This window comes from Thermocrinis sp. (genome assembly GCF_036781485.1).
GTDB lineage: Bacteria > Aquificota > Aquificia > Aquificales > Aquificaceae > Thermocrinis.
In genome coordinates this window covers 12,440-32,963 of the sequence record NZ_DAIQAX010000009.1, presented here as the reverse complement: position 1 = coordinate 32,963, position 20,524 = coordinate 12,440, and the positions used below count along the sequence as shown (strand labels likewise).

Here is a 20,524-nt window from a genome sequence, read left to right as displayed (position 1 = left end):
TATAATCATGGGAAAAATTAGAGTGCAAGAGTTAGCTAAAGACTTAGGCTTAAAAGTAAAGGAAATACAGGAGGTTTTGAAGGAGTGGGGGATTAGTAAGGGAAATTTTGCTTACTTAGAAGAGGAAGAGGTGCAGATAATATTGGACCATTTTGAAAAGGAAAGATCGGTAGAGACAAAAAAACCGGAAAAGGTGGAATTAGAAAAGGAACTCAAAAAAGAGGAAAAACATGAACAGGCGTCTCAAAAGCTTTCTGTAAAGGAAAAGCAAAGGGCTCCGGCAAAAACAGAGATAAAGGAGAGGAAAAAGGCTACACCCGTAACCTTCAAAGTGGAAGACAGGCAGGAAAAACCTAAACAAACCTTCCAGCAAACAGTACCTCCACCTCCAGCGCCAAAAGTGGAAAAAATTGAGGAAAAGCCAAAGAGAGAGGAGAAGAAGGTTAGCAAAGAAGAACAGCAAGTTTTAAAGAAATTAGAACAGCAGATTGAAAAAAAGAAGAAGGAAGAGAAAGAAGAGGAGATAAAGATAGTGCAAATTCCAGAGGTGATCACAGTGAGGGAGCTTTCGGAGCTTTTAAAAACTCCCCCCAACATAATTATGGCGGAGCTACTAAAAAAGGGAGTGCTTGCTACGATAAATCAAACCGTCCCCCCAGAAGTTGCAATTCAAGTTGCTGAAGCTCTGGGCTTCTTGGCAGAGATAAAAAAAGAAGAGCAAGAAATTGTAGAGGAAGAAGAAATACTTGAAGAAGTGGAAAAACTTCCCAGACCGCCCATAGTAGTTGTAATGGGGCACGTGGACCACGGAAAGACCACACTACTTGACACAATAAGGAAGACAAACGTGGCTCAAAGGGAAAAGGGTGGAATAACTCAGCATATAGGTGCTTCTGTGGTAGAGTTGCCTGATGGGAGAAAAATAACCTTCCTTGATACTCCTGGACACGAGGCTTTTACCTCTCTAAGGGCAAGGGGTGCGCAGGTGACGGACATTGCAATATTGGTGGTTGCGGCTGATGATGGTGTTATGCCTCAGACCGTTGAGGCCATAAACCATGCCAAAGCTTTCAATGTGCCCATAATAGTGGCTGTAAATAAAATAGATAAGCCAGAGGCAGATCCTCAAAGGGTGCGTAGAGAGCTCTCCGAACTTGGGCTAATTCCAGAAGAATGGGGAGGTGATACTATCTTTGTAGATGTTTCCGCAAAAACTGGGCAAAATGTAGACACTCTTTTAGAATACGTACTTTTGTTGGCAGAGATCTTGGAGTTAAAGGCAAGGTACGAAGGACCCGCTAAAGGAACAGTCATAGAGTCTAAGCTGGACAAACAGAGGGGACCAGTGGCTACATTGTTAGTTCAGGAGGGGACTTTAAAGATAGGGGACGTTTTAGTAGCTGACACTACCTACGGTAAGGTAAGGGCTATGTTTGACGATAAGGGAAGGAGGCTAAAAGAAGCGGGCCCCTCTGTACCAGTGGAAGTGCTCGGCTTTGAAGAATTACCTATGGCTGGGGACACATTTAAAGTGGTAGAGGATGAAAGAAAGGCAAGACAGATAGTTGAAATCAGAAAAATTAGGAAAGAACAGCAGGAAAAATTATCCAAAGGCTTCATGCTTGAGGATGTATTTAAGAAAATACAAGAGGGGGAACTAAAAGAACTAAGGATAATCCTTAAAGCTGATACAGTGGGATCTTTGGAGGCATTGAAGAAGTCTCTAACAGAATTATCAACTCCTGAAGTAACCGTAAGGATAATACACGGTGCGGTTGGGGGAATAACGGAAAACGACGTTATGCTCGCAAAGGCAAGCCAAGCGGTGATAATAGGCTTTAATGTGCGTCCGGACGTGAAGGCTAAGGAAGTTGCGGAGAGAGAGAAAGTGGATATCAAGCTATACAGCATAATATACGAGGCTATAGAGGACGTTAAGAATGCTCTTAAAGGTATGCTAAAGCCTGTAGAGAAAGAGGTGGTTCTCGGCTCTGCAGAAGTTAGGGCTACTTTCAAAATAAAGGGAGTGGGGACTGTAGCAGGTTGTTATGTGCTTGAAGGCAAAGTTGTGCGCAATGCTAACGCAAGGCTTGTGAGAAACGGGGTTGTGATTTATACAGGTAAAGTGGAGAGCCTCAAAAGGTTCAAAGAGGATGTGCAAGAAGTGGCAAGGGGTTTTGAATGTGGAATAAAACTTAAAGATTATAACGATGTGAAGGTGGGTGATATAATAGAATGCTACGAAGTGAAGCTAGAAAGACAGTATATTTAAACATAAACGAAGTTTATGCATCCATACAGGGCGAAGGGCTTCTGGTAGGTCTGCCTGTCATATTCGTCAGATTCCAAGGGTGCAACTTAAGGTGTCCCTGGTGCGATCAACCTTCAGCTTTACCTTTTTTGAGGGACCATTCGGTGCCAATAGACAGCCTTCTGGCTCACCTGTCTGAATATCCGATCAAACATATAGTGCTTACAGGTGGAGAGCCTTTAGCACAAGAGGGAATAACTTTCTTGGTGGAAGAGCTGATGTCAAGGGGATACTCCGTGCAGATAGAGACAAATGGGACTTTGTGGCAGGAAGGCTTGGAGAAATTTGCAGAACGTCTCCATATAACATGTTCCCCCAAATGGACAGCAAACTGGTTTGTCCATCCAAAGATAATTCGTTACGCCAAAGAGCTTAAGTTTGTGGTTGATGACGTGCTAAGTCAGGATGTGCTATTGAAGAGTGAATTTAGAAGATTCTTAGAGGAAGGGAAGGTCGTACTTCAACCAGAAGGAAACAAGTTGGTCTTTTTTGAAAAGGCTCTGAACCTGCAAGCAGCCCTACTAAAACTAGGCTTTACTGTAAGAGTTCTGCCTCAGGTCCATAAGTTTTTTGGAGTTCCATAATCTTTTCAGCACCTGGAAAGAAATAATCTAAGATCGCATCATACATAGCTTTAGCGAATTTTTCTTGAAACTGTGGATCAGCCATCAAAAGGGCCTCTTGTGGATTGGTTATGAAACCTACTTCTACCAATACAGATGGTATGCCCGGAGTTTTAAGCACTGCAAAGCCTGCCCTTTGAATGCCCTTAAATTCAACCTCTCTACCCAACTGTACCCGAAGGTTTTTTGAGAGCATATTTCCAAACTGAACACTTTCGTAAAGTGTTACGTCCAAAGCCAGATCTGCCATAACTCTTTTAACATTGATGGGAACATCAGCAACGCCTATAGTAAGTTTGGCGTAGTTATCATTGTTAACAATTGCCTCCTTTTTTTTCTGTGCCGCTTCGGAAGATATGGCAAAGACCATCGTCCCTTTTGCATGCTCTGAAATTCCTTTTGGAGATGCATTAGCGTGTATGCTTACAAACAGGTCTGCCCTGTTGCGCAGAGCTATCTTTGCCCTTTCATCTAATGGAACAAAGGTATCGTCTTTTCTGGTTAGTATAACTTTAAACCTTCCATCCTTGTTTAAAAGCTGGGCAAGCTTTAAGGTAATTGCCAGGTTTATATCCTTTTCTCTTATGCCATTGTATCCTATAGCACCAGGATCGCGTCCACCGTGTCCTGCATCTAAAACTATCACTCTCCTTTGAGTAATTATCGCCCCTTTGGTCCTTTCAGAAATCAACCTTTCTCCGACGTTTTTAGTCTCTCTGTAAGAAATAACCTTAACAACAACCGGATCAAGTATGGCTATGAGTGGATCATCATCCAGAAGTTTGTTTTTGTAAACGTCTATGACTATTCTAAAGGGATTTTCCAAAGAAAAGGCTTTTACTTCATAATATTCTGTGTCAAAGACAAATCGTGTGCCCCAGGGGTGTTTTCCGATCCGCGCTTTTACATTTGTTGGTAGTCTTACGTCTTCCATAACATCTACCACAATCCTTTTGGGGTTTGCCAAGAGCAATACTCTATATTCTACTGCCCTTTCAAACTCCAAAACCAAGCGCCTTTTATCTGGATAATTACCTTCTCTGTAGATTACTTGTATTCCAAAAGATACACAAATCAGCAGGCTAAAAATTATTAAAATCTTCTGGAACATGGACCTCCTCCTCTACCTCCTGCTTCCTAGTGGCCCAAGGGGGTTTAGGGAATTTTAACATCAAAGGCGAGGGAATGTCTGGCTGATAGAGTATCATACTTCCTTTTTTGAGAATCAGAGCCCTTTGCCTGAAGTTATTTGTGAGAAATTCATACTCTTTGTTCAAAAGCTCACTGCTATCCATACGCCCTACCACCTTGATGGCAGAGTTAGCAAGAATTCTTTTTTCTATCTCACTGGCCGTTTGCTGAGCTCCTATAAGTATAACACCCAAGCTTCTACCTCTCTCCGCTATGTCCAAAACTACGTCCTTTATAGGACTCCACCCATCTTTTGGAGCATACTTATTTAATTCGTCCAAAACAACAAAAACTCTAGGAAATGGATTAGATCTACTTTCTTTTTCTTCAAAGAGCTTTTTCAGAACTGCACCCACTATAAACATCTGGGCTATGCTGTGAAGACTGCTTATGTCTATAACGGAGACTTTGTTTTCTTCCCATTTTATGGGACTGGATTGGGTGGGATGGATAAATCTTTTTATGTGGGATGCGGCCCTTGAAAACCTTCTAAGAAAAGCCCTGGCTGTTTGTATGGACGCATCACCGAACCACTCCTTGTATAAATCTTTAGAACCTGCCTCTGCTTGCTCTATTGCTTCTGTAAACCTATTTTCTAAGTCCTGAAAGGACTCAATGTCTCTGCCATAACTGTCTAAGAGTCTGCCTTCTGGACTATGTTTTGCCAAATAGTAAAGCTTGTTTGCAATTCTTTCTACAATGTATGGCACCTGGGACTTTGTTTCTTCCTCTTCCACGAACATAAACCTGATGAGTCCTTCCTGTGCAAACTCTCGCAAACTCCAATAAAATGGAACTACTTTTTCATCTTGACGTTCAGAGTCTGGGATAGAGTGGTTTCCAGGATAGGGTGACACGTAGAACTTCACGTCTTTGAAAGGCTCGGATCTCATTCCCATTTTTCTTAAAGCTTCTTCGTCCTCTCGTGAGAGGTTTTTATTCTTTTTGTCTATCCATAAAAGGTCTTTACCCTTTACGTTAAAGATGATGGCGTTTATTCTTCTCTCCTTGCTGTGATTTAGCAAAGAGTAGAGTAAAAACAGGGCGTAAGAAGTTTTAGTTGCCACTCCAGACATGCCAGAGATAGAAACGTGGGCGCCCTCCGTGCCGTCCAAGAAGTGATAATTGAGGTATATTACCTTCCCGGACCGAGAAAGTCCTGCGGGTATTTTTACCTTCATCTGATCGTAGTACAGGGCTTTTTCAAACTCTTCACCTTCGGCTGTATAAACGGGATCACCCGGTGTTGGTGGAATGAAGACCTCTGGCTCAACTCTGGTTAAAGATACCTTTGCCACGTAGGCTATGTTTATTGGGATCACCCCCTGCGTTGCAAGATGAGCATCATACACCCACTGAGCACCTTCCAAAAACTTTTGCACCTCCTGCACTATGCCGTAATATTTAACTTTCTGATTTCCAACCTCCGACTCTGCATAGAGCACATCGTCCAACTGAACAAGATTTCCTGTCTCTACCCCCACCCAAAATTCTAAGGGTGTTATAGGTTTTGTTCCTAATACTATCCCTACTTTCATAGGGGATTAGTATAATACGGCTCTAACTTAAAAACATCATCCCCTCCATCGCCGGACAAAAACCTTTCGTATGCCGTAAGAGCTCCGTAGGCTGAAAAAGAAAAAAAATCAAGCTGGTAGTTGGCAAAATCTACAGAGTGGGACTTTAAAGCTACAATACTTCCTTCCAAAGGCTCTCCCTTCCAAACTTTTACTGGGCTTAAAGAACTTCCATTACTTACTCTATAAAACAGGTTCCTGCTTACCTTCAGAAAAGCAGCCTTTGGTGGAGGAATTGAAGTATATCTAAGCATTAGATCTAAGTTTTCGTATGCGTATATGGGTTTTTGGTTTATGTATGCTAAGGTTTTTATGAAGGTTATTCCCACTCTAAGGGATGTTAGATAACCCACTCCGATGGATACACAAAAGGCATCAAAATCCTTTGGTTCTAAGCCCAATTTTCTAAGTACAGCGGGCAAAAGCTCTAAGGACTTTTTGTTGCTGTCCTCGTAATAAATTAAGGTTAGCTTTCCATCTTCTAACACTGAAAGGTTCAGGAAAGAAAAGGAGGTATCTAAGGAAAGGATTTTCATAGAGGTGTTTCTTCATAGTGTTTGTAGTGTTGTTCCCAGAGGTATGCGACCTTTAAAAGCGTGCTCTCGTCAAAGGCCTTTCCTATGAGCTGTCCCCCTACGGGCAGTCCGTTGGACTTGCCTATGGGAATGGATACAGCTGGCAGTCCTGCTAAATTTACGCTAACCGTGAATATGTCTGCCAAATACATCTTTATTGGGTCTGAAGTTCTCTCCCCAAACTTAAAGGCGGTGGTAGGTGAGGTGGGACAAGCTATAACATCAACCTTTTTGAAAGCTTCCTCAAAGTCCCTCTTTATTAGAGCTCTCACCTTCATTGCTTTTAGGTAATAGGCGTCGTAGTATCCGGTAGATAGTGCAAAGGTTCCCAAAAGTATCCTTCTTTTTACCTCTGGACCAAAGCCGTAATCTCTGGTTTCTGCATACATCTGGTTTATGTCCTTGGCTTTTGCCCTGTATCCAAATCGCACGCCGTCATACCTTGCCAAGTTGGAACTTGCCTCCGAAGGTGCGATTATGTAGTATGTGGGTATGGCGTACTTGCTGTGGGGGAGGGAAACTTCTTCCAATTCAAACCCTTGAGATTCCAGAAACTTCAAAAATACGTCAAAACAATCTTTGACTCCCTCTTCCACCTCAAATTCAAAGAACTCCTTTGGAACGCCTACCCTTAGCTTTTCTGGGACTTTCTCTATATCTTGACTGAATTTTGGCACTTCCACCTTTGTACTGGTGGAATCCTTCGGGTCAAAACCGCTTATAACCTCCATAATCAGTGCTACGTCCTTTGCCCACCTTCCAAAGGGTCCTATCTGATCAAGGGAGGAGGCAAAGGCCACAAGCCCGTAGCGGGAAACTCTTCCGTAGGTTGGCTTTAGTCCAATAACGCCGCAAAAACTTGCAGGCTGTCTTATGGACCCTCCCGTGTCTGAACCAAGGGAGAGGGGCACCGATTGAACTGCAACCGCCACCGCAGAGCCACCTGAAGAACCCCCTGGCACCCTCTCTAAGTCCCAAGGATTTTTTGTGGGAAAAAAGGCAGAGTATTCCGTAGATGAACCCATGGCAAACTCATCCATGTTGGTCTTCCCAACGATCAAAGCACCCGCAAGCTTAAGTTTTTCTACAACTGTGGCATCATAAGGTGATATGTAGTTTTCAAGTATCTTTGATGCGCACGTGGTGGGGTATCCTTCCACGTTTATGTTGTCCTTTACGGCTATCGGTATGCCGTAAAGGGGATAATCTTCTGGATTTTTGTCTTCTAAAGCCTTTGCTTGTTCTCTTGCCTCTTCGTAAAAAGCGGTTATGTATGCTTTAACCTTATCCTCTGTTTCCAAATACCTGCTGTAAAAAGCGTCCAGCACTTCTACAGGTTTTACTTCTTTTCTTTTCATCAAAGATAGAAGCTCGTAAGCGGATTTCTTCCAAAGCATGACCTTTGCTTATTTTATCATAAGGCTTTTCTGACCTTTTCTAAATCTTCCACCTTTTCTATGTTGAAAACTAAAACACCACTAACTGTTTGCTGGATTAGTTTAGAAAGCACGTTCTTTGGACCTATTTCTACAAACACACCCACTCCAAGCTTTTCTACCATGTACTGCACGCTTTGATACCACCTTACAGGTGAAAACAGCTGGCGGTATAGATTTTCTCTAACTTCGTGAGCCATCGTGTGCTCTCTTGCGGTGTAGTTTTGCACTAAGGGAATGGAAAGGTTTTTTATGGGAGTTTGGGCAAGTTTTAGTCTGAAGGCATCTGCCGGTCCTTTCATCAAAGAACAGTGGGATGGGACAGAAACCTTTAGAGGGATAGCTTTGCCTCCCATATGCTTGGCTATTTCCATAGCTTTTTCTACTGCGGATTTTTCTCCAGATATAACCGTCTGCTCTGGAGAGTTGTAATTGGCTGGTTCTACCACTCCATACTCGCTGGCTTGTCTGCAAACTTCTTCTACTTTTTCTGGGGAGAGTTTGAGTATTGCCGCCATGGCACCCTTTCCTTCTGGAACGCCCTCCTGCATGAGCTTTGCCCTTATGTGAGCCAGCCTTACCGCTTCAAATAGCTCAACTCCCCCCGCAACCACAAGGGCAGAGTATTCTCCCAAAGAGTGTCCAGCCACCACGTCTGGTTTTGGAAAGCCAAGCTCTACCATTACTTTATAAATAGCTATGGAAGTTGTCAGAATGGCTGGCTGAGTGTTTATAGTTTTGTTTAACTCCTCCTCGGGACCTTTGAATACTATACTGGGAAGGTCGTATCTGAGTGCTTTTTCTGCAGAGTGAAAAACGTCCCTTGCAGTTGGAAATTCTCTGTAAAAATCGTAGCCCATTCCAACGTACTGAGAACCCTGTCCAGGAAATACATAAGCTATTTTTCTCATGGCTTTTTACCCTGCAAGATCTTAAAAAAAAAACATTCAGTAGTATATCACAAAGCTTTATTAGCAAGGCTAACAAAAAGATTCTAAGCTCTACCCTTCTTAAGATTTATCCTCCTATAAAATTCCAAGAGTCTTTTATTCGCAAGTTTGTGAAACTTTTCAGCCTTCATCTCTGTCAATAACTCAATTGCGTCGTCTATGGTGTCTATAAGGTATACGTGAAACTCACCCTTTTCTGTGCTTTCCAAAACCTCATCCGACAGAACTAAGTTTTCCCAGTTTTTGGACGGCACTATTACTCCCTGCGTGCCTGTAAAGCCCAGCGCTTTGCAAATTTTGTAAAATCCCTCCACCTTCTCCTTAATAGCTCCTACCGGTTGAACGTTTCCAAATTGGTCTATTGAACCTGTGACCGCTATGTCTTGCCTTATTGGCACTTCTGCTATGGCAGAGAGAATGGCTAAAAGCTCAGCTACAGAAGCACTATCTCCCTCTACTTCTTCGTAAGATTGCTCAAAAGAAAGGGTGCAGGAAAGATAAAGAGGTTTGTCTTTACCGTATTTTCCGTATAAGTATCCGCTGAGTGTTAGAACAGCCTTTGAGTGGATTGGACCACTTAGTGCTACTTCTTTTTCAATACTTACCACACCCTTTTCGCCAGGATAAACAGAAGCGGTAATTCTTGTTGGTTTTCCAAAGCTGATGTCTCCAAGCTCATAAACGCTAAGCCCGTTTACCTGTCCCACACTTTTCCCTTTTACCGAACAGATTATCTTACCTTCTACAATGGCTTTCCTTATTTTTTCCTCTATTAAGTTTGACCTATAGAACTTTTCTTCTATCGCCCTCTTTATATGTTCTCTTCTTATCAGTTTATCCTCCTTGGTAAAGGCATTAGCCTCTCTCATAATATCCACTATGTCTCCCATAACTACGTTGATTTTTTTGGTGCTTCCTGAGAGTGTTACGGCGTGCTTGAACAGCTCGGATAGGGCCTCAGGTTCTAAATCTTTTATACCTTCATCTTGTATTATCTTTTTTACCAAGCGTGGGAATTTATCATAAACCTCTTGGTCTAAATCTACCACCGGGTCAAATTCTGCCTTGATCTTAAAAAGTCTTCTAAACTCAGGATCATAAAGGGAAAGTAGTTGGTAGGTTAGGTAATCTCCTATAAGAATTACCTTTAAACGAATGGGTATGGGCTCTGGGGTTATACCAACGTAAGAAAAAAAGAAATCTTCAACAGCGTAACCTGGGATATGCACCTTGGAGTGCATGATCGCCTTCTTGAATGCATCCCAAAGGAAATAGTTTTTCAGAAGGTCAGACACTCTGAGTAATAGGTACCCGCCTCTGGCTTTGTGTAAACTTCCAGCTTTTATGCTTGTGTGATCTGCATACAGCACACCCATTTCCATGCTGTAGGAAATGCTCCCAAAGAGACTTTGAAAGGATGGCACTTCTTCGTAGATTACAGGTGCGCCTTCTAAACCTGAGTTATCTACAATCAGGTTTATCTTGAATTTTCTAAAAGCTTTCTCTAAGTGAGTTAACATCGGAGTATTCCCAACAGCACCTTTCCATGCAAGGAAAAGGTCCACGCTCTTTACAATCTCCCTTTTTAACTTTTCCAAAAATTCAGCTATAGTGGGGTATTTACAGTACTTTTCCTCACACTTTGAGAACAACTTTTCAACTACAAAATTTGCTACCCTTTCCTTAAGCTCACTCAACCTCTCCACGAGTTGATGGTCTGTTTCCCTGAGTTCTCTCATGTAATCCCTAAATCGTTCTTCAAATTCTGATAGATTTCTTTCAAAGCTTTCCTGAATTCTTGGATTAGCAAACAATTCGGGCTCGTCCACTATCCGTTTACCGATTATAGGTAGAAGCTTTATACCCATTGGAGTAATCACAACTCCCAGGTTTTTTGCTTCTGCCTCCCTTGCCAATTTTGTTAATATTTCTTCTTTCTTTTTCTCTACCTCTTTCGTTATTTTTGCAACTTCTTCTTCGTATTCCTTGCTCTCAAAAGCCTTAGGCATCTCTGTTTTAAGCAATTCTATGATCCTCTCCACTTCTTCTACAAAACCCTTTCCAACTCCAGCAGGCAGAAGTAGATACTTTGGACGCAATGGGTCATCAAAGTTATACACGTAGCAAAGATCTTCGGGAACAGGCTCCTTTTTTGCTTTTTCTTTCAGCCTTCTCAATGCGTAGGTAGTCCTCCCTACGCTTTCTGGACCGGAAATAAAAATGTTATAACCTTCGCTGTTTGTGCTAAGAGCCAGATCAAAAGCTCTTTCCACTCTATCCTGCTTTAGAAACACTTCTTCTGGTTCTACTTCGGCTGTTGAAATTTTATAGACGTAACCGTACTCTAAGTCTTTTCTACTTAACTTTCTTACACTCACAATTTTTTAATCTCTCTACCCAGTTTTTCCTCCACAGATTTTACCTTGGAAACCAGCCTGCCCGACTTACCTTCTCTATAATCTATCTTCATAGTTATGGATATTCTGGGGCAATCCTTCCTTAGCTCGTCAAAACCCCTTTTTAAGACTTCCATTACCTCTTCCCAACTTTCACCTTCCACGATAGTTCCCATAGGTGTAAGCACGTAAGGTAGTCCTGATTTGTCTACTACATCCACTACCCTTGCTACATATTTACTCACACTCTCTTCTTTACCTAAAGGGGTCATGCTTACAAATACCAGAATACTCATGGCATTTAATATTTTATGGTAAAATAAACACTCAGGAGGAGAAAATGAAAGGAAAAATAGTTCAAGTAATAGGAGCAGTTGTGGACGTAGAATTTTCTGAAAAAGAACTGCCCCCAATAAGACACGGTTTAAAAACCATAAGGCGCTTTATAGACGACAGAGGTAATTGGGCTCAGGAGGAGTTATTCTTTGAGGTTGCGCAGCACATAGGGGAGAGTAGGGTTAGAACAGTGGCTATGGGCCCTACAGATGGTTTGGTAAGAGGACAAGAGGTGGAATACTTAGGAGGACCTATTAAGGTGCCTGTAGGAAGAGCTACCCTTGGAAGGATATTCAACGTGGTAGGTCAGCCTATAGATGAAGCGGGACCCGTGAATGCACAAGAGTATTGGCCAATGTTTAGAGAGCCACCACCTTTGGAGGAACAATCCACAAAGGTGGAGATATTAGAAACTGGTATAAAGGTCGTAGACCTTCTGGAGCCCTATGTAAAGGGTGGAAAGGTCGGACTCTTTGGTGGTGCTGGAGTTGGAAAGACAGTCCTAATGCAAGAGCTCATACACAACATTGCCAAGTTCCACAAGGGTTTTTCTGTGGTTATAGGCGTGGGCGAAAGGACGAGGGAAGGAAACGACCTTTGGCACGAAATGAAAGAGTCAGGAGTTCTTCCTTATACGGTGATGGTCTACGGTCAGATGAACGAGCCACCGGGTGTTAGGTTTAGAGTGGCCCAAACTGGCATAACCATGGCCGAATACTTCAGAGACGTAGAAGGTCAAGACGTGCTTGTTTTTATAGACAACATATTCCGCTTTGTGCAGGCTGGCTCTGAAGTTTCTACACTGCTTGGCAGGCTTCCATCTGCAGTTGGTTATCAACCTACACTAAACACGGACGTAGGTGAAGTGCAGGAGAGGATAACCTCTACAAAGAAAGGTTCTCTTACATCCATTCAGGCGGTTTATGTGCCAGCGGACGACATAACGGATCCAGCCCCTTACTCGGTCTTTGCTCACTTGGATGCAACTACAGTCCTTGCCAGAAGGCTAGCAGAGCTTGGTATATATCCAGCGGTTGATCCTCTTGAATCTACATCTAAATACTTAGCACCGGAGTTTGTGGGAACAGAGCATTACGAGACTGCTATGGAAGTTAAAAGGGTTCTTCAAAGATACAAAGAGCTTCAGGAAATAATAGCCATACTGGGAATGGAGGAGCTATCTGAGGAGGATAAAGCTATAGTTAACAGGGCAAGGAGAATTCAAAGGTTCTTGGCTCAGCCTTTCCACGTGGCGGAGCAGTTCACCGGCATGCCAGGAAAGTACGTAAAGCTTGAAGACAACATAAGGAGCTTTAAAGAGATCCTGACTGGCAAGTATGACCATCTTCCCGAGATGGCATTCTACATGGTTGGCACCATAGAGGAGGTGGTGGAAAAGGCTAAGGCTATGGGAGCCAAGGTTTGAGAAAGGACGGGAGAAAGCCCAACGAGCTAAGGCCTGTAAGAATCCAAAGAGATTATCTTAAATACCCCGAAGGGTCTGTTTTGGTAGAGTTTGGAAATACAAAGGTTATATGCACCGTCTCAGTTCAGGATGGTGTCCCTCCCTTTTTAAAGGGCAAGGGGCAAGGTTGGATAACCGCCGAATACTCCATGCTTCCCAGGGCTGGACAGACGAGAAACATAAGAGAATCGGTTTTGGGAAAGATTGGTGGTAGAACGCATGAGATACAGCGTATAATCGGAAGAGCTATGCGCACTGCTTTGGATCTTACAAAGGTTGGAGAAAGAACCTTCTGGATAGATTGCGATGTTTTACAAGCAGATGGAGGCACAAGGACTGCTGCAATAACTGGTGCCTTTGTTGCATTGGCGGATGCAGTGATAAAGCTATACAACGATGGAGTTTTGAACTCCACTCCCATAAAAGACTTCGTAGCTGCTGTGAGCGTGGGTATAGTGGGGGATGAAGTTCTTTTGGACCTTAACTTTGAGGAAGACTCAGAGGCTAAGGTTGATATGAACTTGGTAGCCACTGCGGACGGTAAAATATCGGAGATCCAAGCGTTGGGAGAAGAGCACACTTTTACTAAAGAACAGTTTGAAAAAATGTTCGCTTTAGCTATGGGTGGTATAAAACAGCTTATAGAGCTTCAAAAGAGCTTTTTTGAAATCAGGGGCAACCTTTGGCTTAGGAAAAATATAAAGGAAGCTAAGCTGGAATAATTTTATTTAGCGTGAATGGATTGGAGCACAGGGTTAAGAAGCTAAACCAAAACAGCCTCGGAGAGAGTTGAATTACAACTCCTACAAAGGCATTCCCCAATGGGCAAAGCAAAGCCTGCAGGAACACCAAAAGGATGAGAGGGAAGCAATATACTCCTTGGAAGAGCTGGAACAGGCAAGAACCCATTCAGGAACGGAAAGTTTTAGGTAAAATAAGACCTATGAGCCCTGCGGGATTGGAGAGAAAGTTTGACGTGAGATTATATGTTCAGAAGGTTAATAGCTTATAATTAAAGGAGGAGGTTATGATGAAGAAAAAAGTAGCTGCGTTGGGAATAATTTTGGGAGCTTTTGGTGGGATGGTAAGCTGTCAGCAAACTAAAGCTTGCCCTACTGAGGATAAAATAAAGGCTGGGGTAAAGGATCTTATTCCGCAGGAGTTCAAGGTAGAGTCAGTGCAAACACTGCAGGCCATACCAGGTCTGTGTGAGGTGGTGATTAAAGTAGGTCCCCAACCACTGGTCTTCTACACAGACAAAGAAATGAAGTATTTAATGGCTGGAAATTTGATAAGTCTGGCAGACAAAAAGAACATCACAAGGGAAAGACAGCAGGAGTTTATGAAAGTAAGCCAAGATCAGCTCAAAGAGCTTGAAAAGCACACAGACTTTACCTTTGGGCAGAAATCCTCAGGTAAGTTTATATACATGTTCACAGACCCAGACTGTCCTTTCTGCAAGAGATCTGAGCCTATAGTAGAAAAGTGGGCACAGGAGAAGGGTGTGGAGGTGAGGGTAGTCCTCTTTCCTCTGCCTATACATCCTGATGCCTTTCCGAAGTCTGTGTCCTTGATATGCGATAAAAAAGGTTGGGAAGAATACAAGAACGGCTATAAATCCAACAATCAATGCGAAGAAGGTAAAAGGAAGGTGGAAGGAAACTTAGCTCTCGCGGAAAGGTTTGGTATAAACGGCACACCTACTTTTATAGGTTCTAACGGCAGGATTCACTCTGGTTTACCCACGGATGAAGATTTAAACAAACTGATTAACTAAAAAATGAATAGGGAGACTTGGAAGACAAAAGTAGGTCTGATATTTGCTGCAGCAGGAAATGCAATAGGTCTAGGAAATCTGCTTAGATTCCCGTCTAAGGTAGCTTTATACGGCGGCGGAGCCTTTATGATTCCATACTTTGTGGCCCTCTTTCTCCTTGGAATACCTCTTATGCTCATAGAGTGGGTTGTAGGCAGGTACGCTGGCGCAAAGGGACACGGTTCTATGACTGGCATAATAGGTTCATTCTTTAACCACTCTTACGGTTCAAGAGTCCTAGGGTCCATAGGTGTATCCATACCCATACTAATTGTTAGTTATTACATATACATAGAGTCCTGGACTTTAGGCTTTGCCTTTATGTCCTTGTTTGGTCAAATGCCTGATCCTGTGGTTTCCACAGACCCAAAGGTAGCTATGGAGCCTTATGTGTCCTTCTTTAGAGAATACACCAAACCTTCGGTTATAGCTATAGTCTTTCTGTTGATAACCTTAATAATTAACTGGATAATACTTAAGAGGGGTGTGGTCAAGGGTATAGAGCTAACAGCCAAGTATGGTCTTCCCCTCCTCGTGACTATGGGCATTTTCCTTGGTGTAGTATCCTTAAGCATGAACGGCTGGAAGGGTTTAGAGGGGCTTTTGTTTATATACAAGCCCGATTTTTCAAGATTGGCAGACCCTCAGGTGTGGCTGGAAGCCTCGGGGCAAATATTCTTTACCCTTTCCTTGGGAATGGGTGCGATAGCTACCTATGCTAGCTACGTAAAGAAAAATGACGATGTGGTAAAAGCTGGGCTATATACCGCAGGTCTAAACGAGTTTGTGGAGGTTGTTATAGGTGCAAGCATAGCCATACCTGCAGCCTTTGCAGTTTTTGGAGCTACGAGCGTGCCAGAGCTGGCAAAGGAAGGAACCTTTAGGCTGGGTTTCATGACCATGCCTGCCATACTGATGTCTTTACCAATAGGTAGCTTACTTTCTACCGTGTGGTTCTTTCTTTTATTTATAGCAGCGCTTACCTCATCCCTTGCTTTGATTCAACCCTTGGTAGCTCTTTTGGAAGATGAGATGAGATGGAGCCATACTAAAGCGGTGAATGTGTCGATGATTATAGTAAGCTTTGGTGCCTTTCTCTCCGCTTTTGTGCCTGGCTTTATAGACGACGTGGATTTTTGGGCTGGTACTCTCATGCTTGTATTTTTTGGACTATTGGAAATTATCGTTTTTGTTTGGATTTTCGGAGTTCATAACTTTCACAGAGAACTAAACACAAACAGTTTTATAAAAATACCAAAAGGATTAGTTTATTTCTACGCTGTGGTTTCTCCTTTGTTTCTGGTACTTTTGCTTTACTTCTGGGGTGTAGTCCAACTACCTAAGGTCCTTTCTCAAACTGACCCAGGCATAGTCATATCACGAGCCTTTGTTATATTCATCATATTACTCATAGCCTTCTTCTCTGTGGAAAGCAGAAGGAGATACCTTTCAGGTCCACATATGTAGTTTCAGCCACCACCTACTATATGAACTATCTCCACCCTATCACCTTCTGAGAGTTTGTATTCGTTATACCTTGACTTTGGGATCACCTCTTCATTTACAGAAATAGCAAAACCTACTTCTCTGACCCTTATACCCTTAAGCTCAACCAATTGCGCAAGGGTAATACCCTCTGGAACATCTGTTTCTTCACCGTTTACATAAAGTTTCATGGTTAATTATTATAAGAAAAAGTTCTATACGTCGGGTGAGAAATTAACCAATAGCATAAGCATAAAGGTAAGTCAAAAGGGTTATTCCCTTTCTCCATCTGCTAATATAATGGCAATTATATTAACCTCAAGCCTATAAATACTTTGACATCCGGGCATACAATTTGATATCATTGATATCAGTGTGCTAGAAATACTGTAAAAGGAGGTGTCAAATGGATGCTGTCAAATTAAAGGCAAGTGAATATGCAAACCTGATAGGAGTGTCTTTAAACACCGTGAAAAACCGCATAAGGGCTGGCGTGGTCCCTGGAGAGAGGGGGGAGGACGGCATTTGGTATGTTTTAATTCCAAGAGAAGAGTACGAGTTTTTAACTCAAAAGAACGAAGAGCGAACAAAGACGGAGTTAAACATCTCCAGCAATCTGGAAAAGCTAAAGTCTGGGTTTGAGGGTAGTTTAATAGCCACCTATCTTGAGATGTTGATGCAAAAGGATCGACAGAAGGAAGAGCTTTTTCATGAACTTTCCAGCCTATATACCCTACTGGCCGTGAAAGAAAAAGAGATTGAACTCATCAAAAAGGCTGCGGAAGAAAGAGAAGAACAAAAGGTTTTAATAGAACAGCTGAAGAAGGAACTAAGGGAAAAAGAAAAAGAAATTAGTAAGTTAGAAAATAGGCTAAAGGAAAAAGAGCTTGAGCTAGCACAGAAGGACGTAGAAACTCAAAGACTTTTGTTGGAGAAGGAAAAGGAGATTTCTTCTTTAAAGTTGGAACTGGATTACTGTAGAAAGCAAAAGGATTAAAATAAAACGTATGGAGTTTGAACCAGTTATAGGACTTGAGATACACGTTCAGCTTGACACCAAAACTAAAATGTTCTGTTCTTGTCCTGTGGAGTTTGGAGCAGAGCCAAACACCTTAGTGTGTCCAGTGTGTCTTGGTCTGCCGGGAAGCCTGCCAGTGGTAAACAAAAAGGCTGTAGAGTACGCCATAAGAGCAGCATTAGCCCTTAATTGCAAAGTTCATGAGTTTTCTGTATTTGCAAGGAAAAATTACTTCTACCCAGACCTTCCAAAAGGTTACCAGATATCTCAGTATGAGCAGCCATTAGCTACAGATGGATGGGTGGAGGTAAACGGAAAAAGAGTTAGGATAAGAAGGTTGCATCTTGAGGAGGATGCTGGGAAAAACATCCATGAGGGAAGCAAGACTTACGTGGATTTAAACAGAGCTGGAACACCTCTAATAGAGATCGTCACCGAGCCAGACATAGACTCGCCAGAGATGGCAAGAGAGTTTTTAGAAACGCTCAGGAACACTCTCCGCTACGCTGGTGTGTCAAAGGCAGACATGGAAAAAGGTCAGCTAAGGTGCGATATAAACCTGTCTCTAAGACCAAAGGGCTCAAAAGATTTGGGCACTAAGGTGGAGATAAAGAACGTAAATTCCTTTAGGTTTGTGCAAAAAGCCATAGAGAGCGAGATAAAAAGACAAACTAAAATTCTTCTGTCCGGTGGAAAGATAGTGCAAGAGACCAGAACCTTTGATCCATCTACAGGGCTAACCCATCCCATGCGCACAAAAGAAGAGGCAGAAGATTACAGATACTTCCCAGACCCGGACCTTCTGCCTTTAGTTGTAAGCAAAGAATGGATAGAGGAGATAAAAAACAGTATGCCTGAGCTGCCTCATCAAAGGTTGGAAAGGTTTATAAGAGAATATGCATTAACGCCGTACGAGGCCAAGGTATTGACAGATATAAAGGAGGCGGGGGACTTTTTTGAGGCTTCTCTTTCTTTCTACGATAAGGATCCAAAGCTTACTTCCAACTGGCTACTGAACGATCTTTTTGGTCTTTTAAGGGAGAGAAATTTGAGTATAGAGCAATCACCCGTAAGCCCTGAGAGGCTGGCTCAGCTTGTAAAGCTGATTAAGGAAGGGGTTCTATCGTCAAAGCTTGGGAAAGAGGTGCTTTCAGAAATGTTTGTAAGTGGAGAGGACCCGCAGACCATAGTGGAAAAGAAAGGTTTGAAACAGGTAAGTGATGAAAATACCATTCGGGAAGTAGTTCAACAGGTGTTTAACGCCCATCCCAACGAATACCAAAGGCTAAAGTCTGGAGAGGATAAACTTATAGGCTTTTTTGTTGGTCAGGTCATGAAAGCCACAAAGGGCAAAGCTAACCCCCAGCTTGTGAATAAGCTCATATCTGAGGTGATATCCAAATGAGAATAGCTATAGGTTCAGACCATGCAGGTTTTAGATTGAAAGAAAAGATAAAGGAATTTATTCTTTCAAAAGGCTACGAGGTTTTAGATTTTGGCACAAACTCTACAGATTCTACCCATTATCCTATCTTTGCAAAGGAGGTAGCAAAAGCCGTTCAGGAAAAAAGGGCAGATTACGGAATTCTCATATGTGGAAGCGGAATAGGAATGTCTATCGCAGCAAATAAGTTTCCAGGCATACGAGCAGCCCTTTGTTTGAACGAATACATGGCTAGGATGAGTAGAATGCACAACGATGCTAATATATTGTGCTTAGGAGACAGAGTTGTGGGAGACGAGTTAGCTCTTTCCATAGTGGAAGCCTGGCTGAGCGCGAGCTTTGAAGGTGGAAGGCATCAAGAAAGAATAAAACTAATAGAGGAGATAGAAAAAGGCTTGTGATAAAATGTTAAAGAGGAGGAAGTTATGGATATCCAACAAGCTCTGTATCCCAACATAACCTTGTTTATACAAGCAGTCTTATTTTTGATCTTTTTATTCATCGTTAGGCAAATACTTACCAAGCCATACAGCGAAGTTATAGAGAGCAGAGAAAATCTCATCCGCAAAAACTACGAAGAAGCGAAAAAACTTCAAGAGGAAGCAAACCACTTCTTGGAATTGGCTAAACAGGAGATAGAAAGGGCAAGCTTAACTTCCAAAGAGATCCTGGAGAAGGCAAAGAGAGAAGTAGAAAGAATAAAAGCGGAAAAAATAGCTCAGGCTGAAGAAGAAGTTCAAAAAGAAATAGAGCGGAGCGTGAAAGAAATAAGGGAAGCATTGAACATAGAGAAAGCAAAGCTTGAGGAAAGGATAGAAGAAATAGCAAAAAGTATAGTCCAAAAAATAGAAGAGGAGGCAGCCTAATATGGCAATGGCAGAAGGGCATCACACCTTAGAGCTCGTATGGAAAGGTTTTAACATACTGCTTTTCCTAGCAATAGTCTATTACTTTGGGAAAAGACCTATAGGAGAGGCTTTTAGGTCTTTCTTTTTGAAGCTTACGGAAAATCTGGAAGGGTCAGAAAAAGAGCTAAAGCAGGCAAAGGAAGCTTTGGAGAAGGCAAAGCTTGAATACGAAGATGCAAAAAGGCGTCATGTAGAACAGATAAAGCTTGCAGAACAAACTGCACAACAGATAAAAGAAGAGGAGATAAACAAGGTGGATGAGATAGTAATTAGGATCAAAGAAAAAGCGCGAGAAAGCATAGAGCTGGAAACCAAAAAGGCAAAAGAAGAGCTGTTAAGGTATGGCATGCAGAAAGCTAAGGAGCTGGCAATCAAGAAGCTTGCTGAGGACTTTCAAAATCCAGACCTGCAAAGAAGGTACATAGAAAAGAGCATTAGGAAGATGGAGGCAAGACAATGAACAAAGAATTAGCAAAAAAGCTTGCAAAAGTCTTTATGAACAAGCTTTCAAAAGATAGAGTCCTTTTAGTTCAGGGCTCCAATTTTTTGGGTTTTGTGTACGATCTGTACAAAAAAGAAAAGCTGTTTAGGGACTTTGTTCTCAATCCAAAGGTACCCAATGAAAAGAAAATAGTATACCTAACCGAGCTTTCAAAAAAATTCTCCATGCCTTCTGAAGTAGGGGAATTTATCAACCACTTAGTGGAGCTAAACGCCATTCCAATGTTAGGTGAAATAAAGAGGGTATATGATTATGAAATGGAGAAATTTCTGAAGCTTTCAAAAGCGTTCCTGATAGTGGCAAAGAGGGTGGACGATGATACTCTTCAATCTGTAATGGCAAAGATAAAACAATCTCTCAACAGAGAGCTTGAGTTTGAGGTCTTAGAGGACCCATCCCTAATAGGTGGTTTTGTAGTTAAAACCTCTGGTATGGTTATAGACGCCTCTGTTAAACGCGTTTTAGAGAGGTTTGTATGATGGAATATCCAA

At 42.3% G+C, this 20,524-nt stretch carries 21 protein-coding genes; 13 read left to right on the top strand and 8 right to left on the bottom strand.

Annotated features, from left to right (window positions below):
• Positions 1-7: 7 nt before the first annotated feature.
• The gene (infB, locus tag V7P40_RS05960; protein ID WP_333785064.1) at positions 8-2,272 is read left to right on the top strand and encodes a translation initiation factor IF-2; all 2,265 of its coding nucleotides are present in this window, start codon (positions 8-10) and stop codon (positions 2,270-2,272) included.
• Positions 2,236-2,895 (top strand): 7-carboxy-7-deazaguanine synthase QueE, encoded by a 660-nt coding sequence (locus V7P40_RS05955; protein WP_333785063.1) that lies wholly within the window; start codon positions 2,236-2,238, stop codon positions 2,893-2,895. The genes infB and V7P40_RS05955 overlap by 37 nt, the downstream gene beginning before the upstream one ends.
• Here V7P40_RS05955 and V7P40_RS05950 read toward each other — a convergent pair.
• The 7 genes from V7P40_RS05950 to V7P40_RS05920 form a co-directional block, all read right to left on the bottom strand.
• On the bottom strand, positions 2,846-4,045 hold the full coding sequence (locus tag V7P40_RS05950) for an N-acetylmuramoyl-L-alanine amidase (RefSeq protein WP_333785062.1): 1,200 nt from the start codon (positions 4,043-4,045) through the stop codon (positions 2,846-2,848). The two genes, V7P40_RS05955 and V7P40_RS05950, sit on opposite strands and share 50 nt — an antisense overlap.
• A complete protein-coding gene (locus V7P40_RS05945) occupies positions 4,017-5,663 on the bottom strand; it encodes an ATP-binding protein (protein ID WP_333785061.1) in 1,647 nt (548 codons plus the stop codon). Before V7P40_RS05945 ends, V7P40_RS05950 begins: the two co-directional genes overlap by 29 nt.
• A complete protein-coding gene (locus V7P40_RS05940) occupies positions 5,660-6,238 on the bottom strand; it encodes a tRNA (adenosine(37)-N6)-threonylcarbamoyltransferase complex dimerization subunit type 1 TsaB (protein WP_333785060.1) in 579 nt (192 codons plus the stop codon). The genes V7P40_RS05945 and V7P40_RS05940 overlap by 4 nt, the downstream gene beginning before the upstream one ends.
• Positions 6,235-7,674, bottom strand: coding sequence for an Asp-tRNA(Asn)/Glu-tRNA(Gln) amidotransferase subunit GatA (gatA, locus tag V7P40_RS05935; RefSeq protein ID WP_333785059.1), 1,440 nt, complete (start codon positions 7,672-7,674; stop codon positions 6,235-6,237). Before gatA ends, V7P40_RS05940 begins: the two co-directional genes overlap by 4 nt.
• Positions 7,675-7,691: 17 nt before the next feature.
• Entirely contained in the window at positions 7,692-8,624 is a 933-nt protein-coding gene (gene fabD / locus V7P40_RS05930; RefSeq protein ID WP_333785058.1) for an ACP S-malonyltransferase, read from the bottom strand.
• 83 nt (positions 8,625-8,707) lie between these two features.
• The gene (locus V7P40_RS05925) at positions 8,708-11,041 is read right to left on the bottom strand and encodes an ATP-binding protein (RefSeq protein ID WP_333785057.1); all 2,334 of its coding nucleotides are present in this window, start codon (positions 11,039-11,041) and stop codon (positions 8,708-8,710) included.
• The gene (locus tag V7P40_RS05920) at positions 11,038-11,355 is read right to left on the bottom strand and encodes an MTH1187 family thiamine-binding protein (RefSeq protein ID WP_333785056.1); all 318 of its coding nucleotides are present in this window, start codon (positions 11,353-11,355) and stop codon (positions 11,038-11,040) included. Before V7P40_RS05920 ends, V7P40_RS05925 begins: the two co-directional genes overlap by 4 nt.
• A gap of 44 nt (positions 11,356-11,399) precedes the next feature.
• On the opposite strand from V7P40_RS05920, the gene atpD reads away from it, so the two are divergent.
• The 5 genes from atpD to V7P40_RS05895 all read left to right on the top strand — a co-directional run bounded on the left by atpD (position 11,400) and on the right by V7P40_RS05895 (position 16,143).
• Entirely contained in the window at positions 11,400-12,821 is a 1,422-nt protein-coding gene (gene atpD / locus V7P40_RS05915) for a F0F1 ATP synthase subunit beta (RefSeq protein ID WP_333785055.1), read from the top strand.
• Positions 12,818-13,582: a ribonuclease PH gene (gene rph, locus V7P40_RS05910; RefSeq protein ID WP_333785054.1), complete on the top strand. Its 765-nt coding sequence runs from the start codon at positions 12,818-12,820 to the stop codon at positions 13,580-13,582. Before atpD ends, rph begins: the two co-directional genes overlap by 4 nt.
• Positions 13,583-13,649: 67 nt before the next feature.
• On the top strand, positions 13,650-13,793 hold the full coding sequence (locus V7P40_RS05905) for a hypothetical protein (RefSeq protein ID WP_333785053.1): 144 nt from the start codon (positions 13,650-13,652) through the stop codon (positions 13,791-13,793).
• Between the two features lie 94 nt (positions 13,794-13,887).
• Complete coding sequence (locus tag V7P40_RS05900; RefSeq protein ID WP_333785052.1) at positions 13,888-14,637, top strand: DsbC family protein; 750 nt, start codon at positions 13,888-13,890, stop codon at positions 14,635-14,637.
• A 3-nt stretch (positions 14,638-14,640) separates the two neighbouring features.
• On the top strand, positions 14,641-16,143 hold the full coding sequence (locus V7P40_RS05895) for a sodium-dependent transporter (protein WP_333785051.1): 1,503 nt from the start codon (positions 14,641-14,643) through the stop codon (positions 16,141-16,143).
• 2 nt (positions 16,144-16,145) lie between these two features.
• Here the strand turns inward: V7P40_RS05895 and thiS are convergent, their stop codons facing one another.
• Positions 16,146-16,352: a sulfur carrier protein ThiS gene (thiS, locus tag V7P40_RS05890; protein WP_333785050.1), complete on the bottom strand. Its 207-nt coding sequence runs from the start codon at positions 16,350-16,352 to the stop codon at positions 16,146-16,148.
• Positions 16,353-16,567: 215 nt separating this feature from the next.
• Between thiS and V7P40_RS05885 the strand changes: the two genes are divergently transcribed.
• The 6 genes from V7P40_RS05885 to atpH are packed head-to-tail and all read left to right on the top strand — an operon-like array spanning position 16,568 to position 20,512.
• The gene (locus V7P40_RS05885) at positions 16,568-17,158 is read left to right on the top strand and encodes a hypothetical protein (RefSeq protein WP_333785049.1); all 591 of its coding nucleotides are present in this window, start codon (positions 16,568-16,570) and stop codon (positions 17,156-17,158) included.
• A gap of 10 nt (positions 17,159-17,168) precedes the next feature.
• On the top strand, positions 17,169-18,584 hold the full coding sequence (gene gatB, locus V7P40_RS05880; protein ID WP_333785048.1) for an Asp-tRNA(Asn)/Glu-tRNA(Gln) amidotransferase subunit GatB: 1,416 nt from the start codon (positions 17,169-17,171) through the stop codon (positions 18,582-18,584).
• Positions 18,581-19,024 carry a ribose 5-phosphate isomerase B gene (rpiB, locus tag V7P40_RS05875; protein WP_333785047.1) on the top strand — a complete coding sequence of 148 codons (444 nt, stop codon included), beginning with the start codon at positions 18,581-18,583 and terminating at the stop codon, positions 19,022-19,024. Before gatB ends, rpiB begins: the two co-directional genes overlap by 4 nt.
• A 24-nt stretch (positions 19,025-19,048) precedes the next feature.
• Positions 19,049-19,489 (top strand): ATP synthase F0 subunit B, encoded by a 441-nt coding sequence (locus V7P40_RS05870; RefSeq protein ID WP_333785046.1) that lies wholly within the window; start codon positions 19,049-19,051, stop codon positions 19,487-19,489.
• A 1-nt stretch (position 19,490) separates the two neighbouring features.
• Positions 19,491-19,991, top strand: a complete 501-nt coding sequence (locus tag V7P40_RS05865) for an ATP synthase F0 subunit B (protein ID WP_333785045.1) — start codon at positions 19,491-19,493, stop codon at positions 19,989-19,991.
• A complete protein-coding gene (gene atpH, locus V7P40_RS05860) occupies positions 19,988-20,512 on the top strand; it encodes an ATP synthase F1 subunit delta (protein WP_333785044.1) in 525 nt (174 codons plus the stop codon). The genes V7P40_RS05865 and atpH overlap by 4 nt, the downstream gene beginning before the upstream one ends.
• Positions 20,513-20,524 lie beyond the last annotated feature (12 nt).

What these genes read in the sequence shown, in the direction of transcription:
- V7P40_RS05900 (WP_333785052.1), top strand. Translation starts at nt 13,888, where the DNA reads ATGATGAAGAAAAAAGTAGCTGCGTTGGGAATAATTTTGGGAGCTTTT.
- V7P40_RS05895 (WP_333785051.1), top strand. Translation starts at nt 14,641, where the DNA reads ATGAATAGGGAGACTTGGAAGACAAAAGTAGGTCTGATATTTGCTGCA.
- atpD (WP_333785055.1), top strand. Translation starts at nt 11,400, where the DNA reads ATGAAAGGAAAAATAGTTCAAGTAATAGGAGCAGTTGTGGACGTAGAA.
- V7P40_RS05955 (WP_333785063.1), top strand. Translation starts at nt 2,236, where the DNA reads ATGCTACGAAGTGAAGCTAGAAAGACAGTATATTTAAACATAAACGAA.
- infB (WP_333785064.1), top strand. Translation starts at nt 8, where the DNA reads ATGGGAAAAATTAGAGTGCAAGAGTTAGCTAAAGACTTAGGCTTAAAA.
- thiS (WP_333785050.1), bottom strand. Translation starts at nt 16,352, where the DNA reads ATGAAACTTTATGTAAACGGTGAAGAAACAGATGTTCCAGAGGGTATT.
- V7P40_RS05950 (WP_333785062.1), bottom strand. Translation starts at nt 4,045, where the DNA reads ATGTTCCAGAAGATTTTAATAATTTTTAGCCTGCTGATTTGTGTATCT.
- V7P40_RS05945 (WP_333785061.1), bottom strand. Translation starts at nt 5,663, where the DNA reads ATGAAAGTAGGGATAGTATTAGGAACAAAACCTATAACACCCTTAGAA.
- gatA (WP_333785059.1), bottom strand. Translation starts at nt 7,674, where the DNA reads ATGCTTTGGAAGAAATCCGCTTACGAGCTTCTATCTTTGATGAAAAGA.
- V7P40_RS05870 (WP_333785046.1), top strand. Translation starts at nt 19,049, where the DNA reads ATGGATATCCAACAAGCTCTGTATCCCAACATAACCTTGTTTATACAA.
- V7P40_RS05885 (WP_333785049.1), top strand. Translation starts at nt 16,568, where the DNA reads ATGGATGCTGTCAAATTAAAGGCAAGTGAATATGCAAACCTGATAGGA.
- V7P40_RS05920 (WP_333785056.1), bottom strand. Translation starts at nt 11,355, where the DNA reads ATGAGTATTCTGGTATTTGTAAGCATGACCCCTTTAGGTAAAGAAGAG.
- rpiB (WP_333785047.1), top strand. Translation starts at nt 18,581, where the DNA reads ATGAGAATAGCTATAGGTTCAGACCATGCAGGTTTTAGATTGAAAGAA.
- gatB (WP_333785048.1), top strand. Translation starts at nt 17,169, where the DNA reads ATGGAGTTTGAACCAGTTATAGGACTTGAGATACACGTTCAGCTTGAC.
- V7P40_RS05940 (WP_333785060.1), bottom strand. Translation starts at nt 6,238, where the DNA reads ATGAAAATCCTTTCCTTAGATACCTCCTTTTCTTTCCTGAACCTTTCA.
- V7P40_RS05865 (WP_333785045.1), top strand. Translation starts at nt 19,491, where the DNA reads ATGGCAATGGCAGAAGGGCATCACACCTTAGAGCTCGTATGGAAAGGT.
- atpH (WP_333785044.1), top strand. Translation starts at nt 19,988, where the DNA reads ATGAACAAAGAATTAGCAAAAAAGCTTGCAAAAGTCTTTATGAACAAG.
- fabD (WP_333785058.1), bottom strand. Translation starts at nt 8,624, where the DNA reads ATGAGAAAAATAGCTTATGTATTTCCTGGACAGGGTTCTCAGTACGTT.